Consider the following 12660-nt stretch of genomic DNA (forward strand, 5'->3'; position numbering starts at 1 on the left):
TCTCCCAACTCCCCGGCCCCGTCACGGTGGTGACGGTGTACGGCGGTGAACCGGCCGCCCACCACCCCGTCTCCTGGTGGGACAGCGTCTGCGGGTTCTCCACCGCGCGCGAGGCCCATCGCGCCCGCCGCGCGGAGGACGCGCGGGCCTGTGCACTCCTGGGGGTCGAGAGCGTCGTACTGGACCACCCCGACGGCCCCTACGGTGACGGCGGCGAACTGACGGGAATCGACGACTGTCTGGCCGAACTGCCTTCCGACGCACTGCTGTTGATTCCGATCGCCACCAATCAGCCGGACCACGAGAAGGTCCGTGACCGGGCGCTGGAGGTCGCCGCGAAGCTCGGCCGCGCGGTGCCGTCCGTCTACGCGGACCTCCCCTACACCGGCCATCTGGACGAATGGGGGTCAGCCGGAGCCGATCACGCGCTCGGTCGCAGCCACCATTACGGGCTCGCGTACCAGGACATGACGAGCCGTCATGACCTGCGCGTCGAGCACGACCTCACACTGACGGACGACCAGTGGGCCCTGAAGCGTGCGGCGGTGCTGTGCTACGGCTCGCAACTCGCCCCCCTGGCCGCCGACCACGGCATGCTGCTCGCCCGCAACGGGCCGCTGCGTGCCGAGCGTGTCTGGACGGTGGGCCCCCTGGGCGGAGACCTCCGGAGCGACGGGAACGGGCGGAACGGCGGTGATCCCGGGAAGAGTTGAGGTCACCAACGCCGCTGGCGTGTCGATTCCTCACCCGGCGAGCGCGCGCCGGTGTCGCGGTTCGCCGTCGCCGTCCAGGCCGGTGGACCGGGCACCGGGTTCGCGTCACCCGGGGTCGTGCCCGGCAGGCCCGGCAAGTCGGGCGTGTCGGTCCGGCCCGGTCTGCCCGGCTTACTTCTCCTCGTGGGGCTGTCGTTCCACTCACCGTCCCCGAGGACCAGCAGCGGGTCGAACATGACGACCACACCCGCCAGCACGAGGAAGACCAGCGGTCCCAGCAGCATGGGCAGCATGACCGACGGCAGCGAGTCGCCCGAGACCCCCGGGCGCGGCGCGCCGCCGGCGAGGTGCACGCTCATCGCCGCGATCCCCGTGTAGTGCATGCCGGTCGCCGCCGCGCCCATGATGAGGCTCGCGACCAGGCTGGGGAAGAAGCCCCGGACGGAGACGGCCGCCCACAATGCCGCGGTCGCGGCGACCACGGCGATCACGACGGAGACCGCCACGATCGTGGTGTCGTAGTGGAGTCGGCCCTCCAGCCGCATCCCCGCCATGCCGAGGTAGTGCATCGCCGCGACGCCGAGGCCGGTGAGGACTCCGGCGGTGATCAGGATGGGCGGGGAGCTGCCCCGGTAGCCCACGACGAAGACGCCGACACTGACCACGAGGACGGCGACGACGAGACTGGCGACCGTGAGCGGGACGTCGTAGTCGATCGGTGTCTGCCGTATCTGAAAGCCCATCATGGCGATGAAGTGCATCGTCCAGATGCCACAGCCGATGGACGCGGCGCCGAGGGACAACCACCCCGGTTTGAAGGACTGTTCCGCCCGCAGCGAGCGGGTGACACAGCGCAGTCCCAGCGCGCTTCCGAAGCAGGCCATCACGAAAGCCGCGATCGGCGTGATGACCCCGTAACTGAACCCGTCAACCGTGCCTTGCATGTGCCGTGCTCCCGTCCCTCACATCTGTGGAGACGATGTGTAGGCGCTCACATGGCGGTTTTACAACCCTCATGCCCCAATAAGCAGGAACTCCGCCGCACAAATACCCCGTAGCGGCTGATAGTTACCGACGCCGCCGGAGCCGGCGGGCCGGGCGCGGGGCAGCTGTCGAGTCTGCGATGCCGGTCGGGGGCCGGCTCGGGCGCGGTGTCCACGATCTTGGTGTGGCCCCGGCCGGTGAGATCGATCAGCATGGAGGATGTGCGTGAGTTGACCTCTCGAGTCAGGAGCGGATCATGACATTGAAGATCGCGATCGTGCTTGGCAGCACCCGTCCGGGCCGCAACGGTGAGGCCGTCGCCAAATGGGCGCACGAGATCGCCGCCCGGCGCGATGACGCCGAGTTCGAGCTCGTCGACATCGCGGATTTCAAACTGCCGCATCTGGACGAGGTCGTTCCGCCGGCCATGGGCCAGTACACGCAGGACCACACGCTGGCGTGGGCGGAGAAAGTGGCCTCCTTCGACGGCTATCTCTTCGTCACCCCCGAGTACAACCACTCGACCTCGGGCGCCCTGAAGAACGCCATCGACTTCGTCTACGCGGAGTGGAACAACAAGGCCGCGGGATTCGTCAGTTACGGCAGCGTCGGCGGCACCCGCGCGGTCGAGCATCTGCGCCTGATCATGTCCGAACTCCAGGTGGCGACCGTACGGTCCCAGGTGGCGCTCTCCCTCTACACCGACTTCGTGAGCGTCTCGGGCGTCGTCGAGTTCACGCCCGCCGAACACCACAGGGCGGCCCTGGACACCACGCTCGACCAGCTCGTCCGCTGGTCCGCGGCCCTGCGGACGGTCCGTACCGGCGCCTGACGGGGAGCGGGCCGGCCCCCGGAGAAGCGGGCGTCGGCCTCCTCACGGTCCGGCGCCGGCCGCGCCGCTCCCGCCCGGCGCCCGCATCGCGGCCCCGTTGACGGGACCCTTCCCGCGTCCTACGTTCCCCTTGTTCGCGTCCGGGATTGCGACCGTTGTCCGAGATACCGAACCTAGTGAGGAACGCATGGCGCGCACCGCCCGTTTCACCCTCGACCCCGCCTTCACCGTCGGCGATGTCGACGACCGTCTCTTCGGTTCCTTCGTGGAGCATCTCGGCCGCTGCGTCTACACCGGGGTGTACGAACCCGGCCACCCCTCCGCCGACGCCGCGGGCCTGCGCGGGGACGTGCTGTCCCTCGTGCGGGAGCTGGGCGTGAGCGTCATCCGTTATCCGGGCGGCAACTTCGTCTCCGGACACCGCTGGGAGGACTCCGTCGGGCCCGTCGCCGACCGGCCGCGCAGGCTCGACCTCGCCTGGCACTCGACCGAGACGAACCACTTCGGCCTGGCCGAGTTCATGGACTTCACGGGCAAGGTCGGCGCGGAGCCGATGATGGCCCTGAACCTCGGTACACGCGGGGTACGGGAGGCCCTCGACCTCCAGGAGTACGCCAACCACCCCGCCGGTACCGCTCTGTCCGAACTGCGCCGGTCACACGGCGCCAAGGAGCCGTACGGCATCAGGCTCTGGTGTCTGGGGAACGAGCTGGACGGCCCGTGGCAGACCGGGCACAAGACGGCACGGGAGTACGGGCGGCTCGCCGCCGAGACCGCGCGCGCCATGCGCCAGCTCGACCCGTCCGTCGAACTCGTCGCGTGCGGAAGCTCGAACCAGGCCATGGAGACGTTCGCCGCGTGGGAGGCGGAGGTGCTCATGGAGACGTACGACCTGGTCGACCACATCTCCCTGCACGCCTACTACGAGGAGAAGGAAGGGGACCGCGACTCGTTCCTCGCCTCCGCCGTCGACATGGAGTCCTTCATCGAGAACGTGGTCGCCACCTGCGACCATGTGGGCGCCCGGCTCAAGTCCCGCAAGCGCGTCAATCTCTCCTTCGACGAGTGGAACGTCTGGTACCAGTCCCGCTACGAGCCCCCGGCCGGCGACGACTGGGACGAGGCTCCCCGGCTGCTGGAGGACGCGTACTCGGTCACCGACGCCGTCGTACTCGGCTCGCTGCTGATCGCCCTGCTGCGGCACGCCGACCGGGTGACCGTCGCTTGCCTGGCACAGCTCGTCAACGTCATCGCGCCGATCATGACCGAGCCGGGCGGCGCCGCCTGGAAGCAGACCACGTACTTCCCCTTCCAGCAGGCGTCGCGGTACGGACGGGGCCGGGTCCTGCGGGTGGCCGTCGACTCGCCCACGTATCCGACGCGCGCGTACGGCGAGACGGATCTGCTGCACGCCACCGCCGTCCAGGGCGACGACGGCTCGGTGACGGTCTTCGCCGTGAACCGGGGTACGGCCGAGCCGCTTCCGCTGGAGATCTCCCTGCGCGGGACGGGGGTGAGCGAGATCGTCGAGCACAGCACGCTCCACGACGCCGATCCCGATGCCCGCAACACCCTCACCGAGCCCGAACGGGTCGCGCCACGGACCCAGTTGGACGCGGAGCTGTCCGGCGGCACCTTGCGCACCACACTCGCCCCCCTCTCCTGGAACATGATCCGTCTGGTCTGATCATGTGCGGCCGATGACGAGAAACCTCGGTGCGAGGTATTTACATCAGGGCTTTTACATCGATGTAATCGATGTCCCGGCCGCACACCTCAGCTCAGCCGCCCGCTGCCACTCACGTGCCTCTTCCGTGCCTCGCCCCTGACCGGAGACGCCATGCCACAGCCCTCCACCGATCCGACCGGAATTCTGTCCGACCAGCCGAACGACGTCCCACGGCCCGAATATCCGCGTCCCAGCTTCGTGCGCGAGGAGTGGCGGAACCTCAACGGCACGTGGCAGTTCGCGTTCGACCCCGGTGACAGCGGGCTGGAACGCGGCCTGGTCCACCAGGAGTTGGACGGCCGGATCGTCGTGCCCTTCTGCCCCGAGTCCGAACTGTCGGGCATCGGCGATCCCGACTTCCATCCCGCCGTCTGGTACCGGCGTACGGTGCGCGTCCCCGCGCACTGGGCGGGACGGCGCGTACTCCTGCACTTCGGCGCCGTCGACCACGACGCGACGGTGTGGGCCGACGGACGTGAAGTGGGGCGGCACAGCGGCGGATTCACCTCCTTCACCGTCGATCTCGGCGATGTCGCGGGAGCGGGGAACGGGGAGAGGGACGCGGACGGAGAGGGGGACGGGGACGGCGGCGAGGTCGTGGTCGTCGTACGGGCCAGGGACACCCCGCAGGGTCCGCAGGCACGCGGCAAACAGTCCGTCGAGTACGCCAACAGTGCCTGCAACTACACGCGCACCACCGGGATTTGGCAGACGGTGTGGATGGAGCCGGTCGCCGATGTCCATCTGGGGCGTCCCCGGATCACCCCGGACCTCGGCTCGGGCGCGTTCCATCTCGAACTGCCGCTCTCCGCCAACCGCCCGGGGCACCGCGTACGGGCCACGCTCCGCGACGCGGACGGCGACGCCGTCGTACGGGCCGACGTACCCGCCGACCTCGATCTGGCGCCCCGTATGGTGCTGGCCGTCCCCGCCGGCCGGCGCAGGCCGTGGAGTCCGCGGGACCCTCATCTGTACGCGGTGCAGGTCGAGTTGGTGGACGCGTGCGGGCAGGTGACCGACTCGGCCGTCTGCACGGCCGGTCTGCGGTCGGTCGCCATCGACGGCAAACGGCTGCTGCTCAACGGACGCCCCGTCTTCCAGCGGCTCGTACTCGACCAGGGCTGGTACCCGGACGGGCTGATGACCGCGCCCGACGACGCCGCCCTCGTACGCGACATCGAACTCTCGCTCGCCGCCGGCTTCAACGGCGCACGGCTGCACCAGAAGGTCTTCGAGGAGCGGTTCCTGCACCACGCCGACCGGCTGGGCTATCTGGTCTGGGGCGAGTTCGGCGACTGGGGCTGTGCGAGCGGGCCCACCACCAGGGACAACCAGCGGCCGACCGCCGGATACACCGCACAGTGGCTGGAGGCGCTGGAGCGGGACTACTCCCATCCCTCGATCGTCGGCTGGTGCCCCCTCAACGAGACCCACCAGAAGCTCCACGACCGGCAGACCGTCCTGGACGACGTCACCAGGTCGATGTTCCTCGCGACGAAGGCCGCCGACCGGTCACGGCCCGTCATCGACGCGTCCGGCTACTCGCACCGGGTCGCCGAGACCGATGTGTACGACTCGCACAGCTACGAACAGGACCCGTCGCTCTTCCGCACCCAGATGGCCGGCCTGGACAAGGACGCCCCGTTCACCAACCCGGACGAGCGGGACACGGACGCCGTGTGGTCCCTGCCGTATCACGGACAGCCCTATTTCTGCAGCGAGTTCGGCGGCATCTGGTGGAACCCGGAGGAGGCGGCGGCCCACCGCGACGGCCCGGAGAACGGCACCGCGGCGGACGACGCCGACCGCAGCGTCTCGTGGGGCTACGGGCAACGCCCGCGTACGGAGGAGGAGTTCCAGCAGCGCTTCGCCGGGCTCACGGGGGTGCTCCTCGACGATCCGCACATGTTCGGCTACTGCTACACCCAGCTCACAGACGTGTTCCAGGAACAGAACGGGGTCTACCGCTTCGACCGTACGCCGAAGCTCGACGTCGGGCGGCTGCGCGCGGCGCAGGAGCGGCGAGCGGCGTTCGAGGAACCGTCGTCCGGAACCCCGGCTTCCGAGGGCCCGGTGGCCGGAGCGGGCGACAACGGCGACAACGGCGGCGACGGAGCGGTCCGGTGAACGGCCCGTCCCGGCGCCGGGTGCTGAAAGGCGCGCTGTACGGCGCCGGGGCGACCGCCCTGGCCCCCGCGCTGAGCGCCTGCGGATCGGTCACCGGCAGCGTCTCGGACGCCGCCGAGATCCAGTACTGGAATCTCTTCCAGGGCCCCGACGGCGCGCTGATGAAGGACATCACCCGTGACATCGAGCGCCGCACACCGGGACTGAAGGTCAGGAGCACGGTCCTGGAGTGGGGGCCTCCGTACTACACCAAACTCGCCATGGCCTCCGCCGGCGGGCGCTCCCCGGACCTGGCGATCCTCCATCTCACACGCCTGCCCGGCTACGCTCCCGGCGGTCTGCTCGACCCCTTCGACATGGATCTGCTGGCCGAGTTCGGCGTCCGCCGGGAGGATCTCAACGAGACGGTGTTCAGACGCTGTCTGTACGAGGGCGAGCCCTACGCGATCCCCCTGGACACCCACCCGTTCATCATCTACTTCGACCGCGACATGATGGACAGGTCAGGGCTGCTGGCGAGTGACGGGCAGCCCCTCCCGTTCGAGTCACCCGCGCACTATCTGGAAGTCGCCGAGAAGCTCCGCGAGGACCACGGAAAGCTCGGCCCCCTCTTCGGCCATGTCACCGACGCCGCCATGGGCTGGCGCATGTTCTGGACGCTGTTCAACCAGACCGGCGCCACCTTCGACCTCTCGGGCAGCCGGCTGGAGATCGACCGTGAAGTGGCCGCGGAGACAGTGGAGTTCATGGCGGACATCGTGCGGCCCGACTGCCGCACCATGGACCTCACCACCGCGATCGCCGCGTTCGCCAACGGCCAGTCCCCGATGATCTTCGCAGGCGAGTGGGAACTCAACACCTTCCGTACGGCCAAGAAGGACGCGCTCGGCGCGGCTCCCTTCCCCACCTTCTTCGACCGGCCGGGCGCCGCGTCCGACAGCCATTCGCTGGTGCTCCCCCACCAGAGCGATGCGGATCCGGACCGGCGCCGCCGTACACACCAGTTCGTCGCCGAGTTGCTCAAGGCCAGTCTGGCGTGGGCGGAGGCCGGTCACATCCCGGCCTATCGGCCGGTCGTCGAGTCCAAGGAGTACGCCGGTCTGCACCCGCAGGCCGAGTACGCCGCCGCGGCAGATCACCCGGTCCTCGATCCGCAGGCCTGGTTCACCGGCTCCGGGTCGGACTTCCAGAACCGGATGTGCCAGGCGCTCCAGCCCACCCTGACCGGGTCGGCGTCCGCCCGCAGCGCCGTGCGGAAGATGGAGTCGGAGATCAACACGCTTCTGTCCAAGCCGAATCCGGCCTGATCGCGAAGGAAAGGAGCGACGGCCATGAGCAGCGTGCCCACCGTCGGCGGCCCGGCCGCCGTGGACGAGCCCCGGCCCTCCGCGAAACGCCGGCGGCGTGGTGTGCCGGGTGGCGGCGGCCCCTCGGGAGACGGCCCGTCAGGACGAGTCAGGCCGGGAGGGGGTGCGTCGAAGGGCGCCGGGTGGCCGTTCGTCGTACCGTTCCTCGTCTTCTTCGTCCTCTTCCTCGTCGTGCCGCTCGCCTTCGGGCTGTGGATGAGCCTCACCGACTCCAGTCTCACCGGCCACGGTGACAGCACCTTCGCCGGACTGGACAACTACACCGAGGCGTTCGGGGACAGCGAGGTCTGGCAGAGCCTCGGCAACACCGCCTGGTTCACCGTGCTCTCGTCGGTTCCACTGGTGCTCTTCGCGCTGGTCATGGCCCTGCTCGTACACACCGGCCTGCCCGGCCAGTGGATCTGGCGGCTGTCCTTCTTCGCCCCGTATCTGCTGCCCGTGGCGGTCGTGACCCAGGTGTGGGGGATGCTCTACCAGCCGGAGCTGGGGCTCTTCAACACCATGCTGAAGGCCGTCGGCATCGACGGGATCGGCTGGCTGGTCGAGGAGAAGTACGCGATGTGGTCCGTCGCGCTCCTCACGCTCTGGTGGACCGTGGGCTTCAACTTCCTGCTCTACCTCGCCGCGCTCCAGTCCGTCCCGGACCATCTCTACGAGGCGGCGGCGCTCGACGGGGCGGGCGCGTGGCGCAGGCTGTGGTCGATCACGCTGCCGCAGCTGCGCCGTACGACGGGACTGATCGCGGTCCTTCAAGTACTCGCCTCCCTCAAGGTGTTCGACCAGATCTATCTCCTCACCAAGGGCGGGCCCGCCGGATCCACCCGGCCGATCCTCGAGTACATCTACGACACCGGCTTCACCAACTACCGGCTGGGTTACGCGTCGGCGGTGTCGTACGTGTTCTTCGCGGTCGTCCTGATCCTGTCCCTCGCCCAACTCAAGCTCTTCTCGCGCAGGGAGGACTGATCCGGCCATGAGCACCGACGCACCCGCATCACAGTCGTCCGGACCACGTCGCAGCACGATGCCGAGGGAGGTGGCGCGCAGACGCCGTGGCGGCGGCCCGCCGCCCGGCGCGGAGGCCGGGCGCAGCTGGCACCCCATGCTGGGCGCGGGTCTCCTCCCCCGGGTCCTGTCCGTGCTGGCGCTGATCCTGATGGCCGGTGTCTGGCTGCTGCCACTGGCGTGGGGAGTGGACACCTCCTTCAAATCGGAGGTCGACGCGAGCTCGGCGGCCGGCGACTGGATACCGGCGGGCGGCTTCACGGTCGCGGCGTACCGGGAGATCTTCGCGCAGGGGAATCTGCCCGTCTGGGCGCTCAACAGCCTGCTGATCGGTGTGGCGGTGACCGTGCTGACGGTCGTCGTGTCCGCGCTGGCGGCGTACGCGCTCTCGCGAGGACTCTTCCGTGGCCGGCGGGCGCTGCTCGCCGTCACCGTCGCGTCGATCCTGGTGCCACCGCAGATCCTGATCGTGCCGCTGTTCCGGCAGATGCTGGCCATGAACCTGGTCGACACCTATGCGGCGGTGATCCTGCCGCAGGTGGTGGCGCCGGTCATGGTCTACATCCTGAAGAAGTTCTTCGACGCCGTGCCGCGCGAGTTGGAGGAGGCGGCGCGCATCGACGGCGCCGGCAGTGTGCGGATCTTCGTCAGCGTCGTACTGCCGCTGTCCCGGCCGATTCTCGCCGCGGTGTCGATCTTCGTCTTCATCACCACCTGGAACAACTTCCTGTGGCCGTTCATCATCACCAGCGACCCGACGCTGATGACGCTGCCGGTGGGCCTGTCGAGCGTCAAGGACTCCTACGGCCTCCAGAACGCCCAGGCGTCGGCGGCGTCCGTACTCGCCGCGATTCCGCTGCTGGTGGTCTTCATGCTCTTCCAGCGGCAGATCGTCAAGTCGGTGGCCACGACGGGTCTCGGCGGTCAGTGAGCGACGGGGTGTGAGCCGTCGTCCGGCCGCGCGTGAACGTTCGTCGGCCATTCTCGGAGATCATCAGAGGCCCCTTGGACAACACCCGTCACAGCGGACGCAGATAAGCCACGACTGGCCTTTCACACCCCCGCTTTCTTTTGAAGAGAAGTCGCGTTCAAATTGAAGATCACCATGTTAATCTGCCTGCCCCGGACGACACGATGAAATCGTCCGCGCCGGGAATGGGGAGGAAATGGTTCAGTTACGCGACCATCTCGGTCCGGCCGTCGGAGTCAAACAGATCAACCGCAAGCGCGTCCTGCTCGCCGTGATGATCAAGGCGGACACCCAGGCGGGTCTGAGCCGCCGCACCTCTCTCTCCGGCGGCACGGTCTCGGCCATCGTGCGGGAGATGGCCTCCGAGGGCACGCTCCTCGTCGAGAAGAACGAGAACGGCGCCCGCGGCTCGCTCGTACGGCTGTGCCGGACCTCGTCCGTCGCCGTCGGGGTGCACATCGGCTTCAACCACACCCGGGTCGTCGCCCGGCGGCTCGACCAGGGGTTCGACGATCTCCACCCCGGCGCGTCCTCGGAGAGCGGCGCCAACAGCGGGCTGGAGAGGGTCCTTCCGGACATCCGGCGGATGGTCGACGAGGCGGTCCGTCATGTGGGCGGCAGCCGCGAGAGCGACATCATCTCCCTCGGCGTCGCCGTGCCCCGCATGATCGATCCCCGGACGGGCGGTTTCACCACCCCCGTACTGCCGCCCTGGCACGCGAACGACGACCTCGTGGGAAGGCTGCGGAAAACGCTGGGCCTGACGACGGTGGTGCTGGACAACGACGCCAACCTCGGGGCTCTGGCCGAGCAGACGTTCGGCACCGACGAGGGTCTGGAGACCGTGGTCTATGTGAAGGTCTCCACCGGTGTCGGCGCCGGGCTCATCATCGGCAACAGCATGGTCCGCGGACACCGCGGGATGGCGGGCGAGATCGGGCACAGCGTCATGGACCCGCGGGGGGCCGTGTGCCGGTGCGGCGGGCGCGGCTGCCTGGAAACGGTCATCGGCGCGGATTCCCTTGTACGGCAGGTACGCGACGCGCTGACCGGCAGTTCCGTGGACCTGCCGGACTCCCTGCGGTCGGTGATCGACCGGGCGCACGCGAACGACGTGGTCTGCGTCCGGGTCCTGGAGGACGCCGGCCGCCATCTCGGCCAGGCTCTCGCGCAGGTGTGCAACATGCTCAATCCGAACCTCATCGTGCTCGGCGGCCGGCTGGAGGCGGCGAGCGATCTCGTCCTCGGCCCGTGCAAGGAGTCCCTTCTCCGGTACTCGCTGCGCGGTGCCGCCGACGCCGTCCTGCGCAAGAGTTCCCTGGGGCAGTTGACCGAGGCGCACGGGGCCCTGGTGCTGGGGCTCCGGTCGTACGACAGGGACGGCGAGGCCCAGGCCGCGGCCGTATGACGTACTGAACTCCGGCGGCCTCCCACCCGCCGCCGGAGCATCGAATCGAACTCTCGCGCCCACCGCGCGCGTTCGGTGTCCCGCAATTCAGCGGACCGTTTCCGTCAACTTCCCTGAATGCGCTCTCGGCCACATCCAGGAGAGCCGCTTCTGTGTTCGGAAACGGGTTTTGGACAGATACCCTGATGAGATGTCATCGTGTGCGTGCGACTCGTTCACCGACTGACGTCCCAGGGCATTATCGTGGATAAGTCGAGTACGGCGCGGCACCCTTTTTTCCTGGCCGGTCGAGATTCCCGCCGGCGCTTTTCCGACGTGTACCCGAGGTGGATGACATGACGACGTCGCATAGAGGTCACGAGTGCCCGGCCGGCGGATCCCCCGTACCGGCGGTGGGCCCTGACGACGTCGGCGAGCTGCTCTACGAACCTCCTGTGGTCGTCGATCTGGGCGCTGTGCGGGACGTGACGCTGGGAAGTTCCACCAGCGGGACGGCCGACGCCAACTCTCAGTACTACTGGTAGGACCGGCCCCGTGCGGAACGGACCGGCACAGGGCACAGACACGTCCGCGTCGGCCGGTTCGGCGCGAGCGCCCGAGGTGACCGGCGTCTTCCCCTCGCCGGCGGGCGAAGCGAGGGCCGGGGCGCGCCCGTTGGTCACTCTCCGGGTCCAAGGCCCTTGGCGGGACGGTGAGTTGCGCAGGATCGACGGCCCGCGGGGGACGGTCGTGGTGCTCGGCCAGTGTCTGGCCGACGACGGCCTTCTGCGGCGGACGGCGCTGCGGGCGCTCGCGTCCGGCCGGTCCGGCGAACTGACCCGGCTGCCGGGCAGTTATCTCTCCCTGGTGATCCGTGACCAGGAACTCACCGCCCATGTCGACGTGGCAGGGCAGTATCCGCTGTTCTACCGGGACACCGGTGCCCGCCTCGTGTTCGGGACCCGGCCCCTGTCGGTGGCCGACGCGGCGGGCACGGAACGGCGGCCCGACACGGCGGTCCTCGCCGCCGGCGTCTTCTGCCCGGCGGCTCCCGCCCTGACCGGCGACCGGTCCGTCGTCGCCGGCGTCAGCAGACTGGGCGGCGGCGAGGCGCTGCGCCGTACCGCGCGCGGCCGGGTCGAGCGGTGGACGCACGAACCGCTGGAGGCCGACCCCCGGGCGTCGTTCGCGCACGGCGTCGAAGCCCTGCGTGACGCGCTGGAGACGGCGGTCCGTCTGCGGGTGGGCGGTGGACAGCGGGTGACCTCGGACTTCAGCGGTGGTCTGGACTCCACCTCACTCGCCTTTCTGACGCTGCGTCATCGACCGGGTCCGCTGACGGTGACGACCTACCGCGGTGCCGCCACGGATGCGGGCGGCGCGGCCGCGTATGAAGACCTCGTCCACGCCGAGCGCTTCGCACGCCTCGACGCACGTCTGCGCATGGAGGTGGTGACCGGCACACACCGGACGCTGACGTACCAGGAACTCACCGGCACCTGTGGCGGTGACAGCGGCGAACCCGACTCCGCCGCGGTGGCCCTGG

General features: G+C 69.2%; 11 protein-coding genes. 10 read left to right on the plus strand and 1 reads right to left on the minus strand.

Annotated elements, in window-relative coordinates:
* Nucleotides 1-713 (plus strand): PIG-L family deacetylase (locus GXP76_RS29135; RefSeq protein ID WP_242574607.1); only part of this gene is annotated, 713 nt, incomplete at its 5' end.
* A 2-nt stretch (nt 714-715) separates the two neighbouring features.
* Here the strand turns inward: GXP76_RS29135 and GXP76_RS29140 are convergent.
* A complete protein-coding gene (locus GXP76_RS29140; protein WP_242574608.1) occupies nt 716-1657 on the minus strand; it encodes an MHYT domain-containing protein in 942 nt (313 codons plus the stop codon).
* 296 nt (nt 1658-1953) lie between these two features.
* Here GXP76_RS29140 and GXP76_RS29145 point away from each other — a divergent pair, with 296 nt between their 5' ends.
* From GXP76_RS29145 to GXP76_RS29185, 9 genes are all read left to right on the plus strand, one after another.
* A complete protein-coding gene (locus GXP76_RS29145) occupies nt 1954-2529 on the plus strand; it encodes an NADPH-dependent FMN reductase (protein ID WP_242574609.1) in 576 nt (191 codons plus the stop codon).
* Between the two features lie 187 nt (nt 2530-2716).
* Nucleotides 2717-4216, plus strand: coding sequence for an alpha-N-arabinofuranosidase (locus GXP76_RS29150; protein ID WP_242574610.1), 1500 nt, complete (start codon nt 2717-2719; stop codon nt 4214-4216).
* A gap of 153 nt (nt 4217-4369) precedes the next feature.
* Nucleotides 4370-6385 carry a glycoside hydrolase family 2 protein gene (locus tag GXP76_RS29155; RefSeq protein WP_242574611.1) on the plus strand — a complete coding sequence of 672 codons (2016 nt, stop codon included), beginning with the start codon at nt 4370-4372 and terminating at the stop codon, nt 6383-6385.
* Nucleotides 6382-7692 (plus strand): extracellular solute-binding protein, encoded by a 1311-nt coding sequence (locus GXP76_RS29160; RefSeq protein ID WP_242574612.1) that lies wholly within the window; start codon nt 6382-6384, stop codon nt 7690-7692. Before GXP76_RS29155 ends, GXP76_RS29160 begins: the two co-directional genes overlap by 4 nt.
* A 24-nt stretch (nt 7693-7716) precedes the next feature.
* Nucleotides 7717-8718, plus strand: a complete 1002-nt coding sequence (locus tag GXP76_RS29165) for a carbohydrate ABC transporter permease (protein ID WP_242574613.1) — start codon at nt 7717-7719, stop codon at nt 8716-8718.
* A 7-nt stretch (nt 8719-8725) separates the two neighbouring features.
* A complete protein-coding gene (locus GXP76_RS29170) occupies nt 8726-9688 on the plus strand; it encodes a carbohydrate ABC transporter permease (protein WP_242574614.1) in 963 nt (320 codons plus the stop codon).
* Between the two features lie 235 nt (nt 9689-9923).
* The gene (locus GXP76_RS29175) at nt 9924-11135 is read left to right on the plus strand and encodes an ROK family protein (RefSeq protein ID WP_242574615.1); all 1212 of its coding nucleotides are present in this window, start codon (nt 9924-9926) and stop codon (nt 11133-11135) included.
* A gap of 335 nt (nt 11136-11470) precedes the next feature.
* The gene (locus GXP76_RS29180; protein WP_242574616.1) at nt 11471-11659 is read left to right on the plus strand and encodes a lasso RiPP family leader peptide-containing protein; all 189 of its coding nucleotides are present in this window, start codon (nt 11471-11473) and stop codon (nt 11657-11659) included.
* Between the two features lie 172 nt (nt 11660-11831).
* Nucleotides 11832-12660, plus strand: an 829-nt coding sequence (locus GXP76_RS29185; protein WP_242574617.1) for an asparagine synthase-related protein, incomplete at its 3' end; no start/stop codon positions are given.

The sequence above is a fragment of the Streptomyces sp. NP-1717 genome (assembly GCF_022695985.1).
GTDB lineage: Bacteria > Actinomycetota > Actinomycetes > Streptomycetales > Streptomycetaceae > Streptomyces.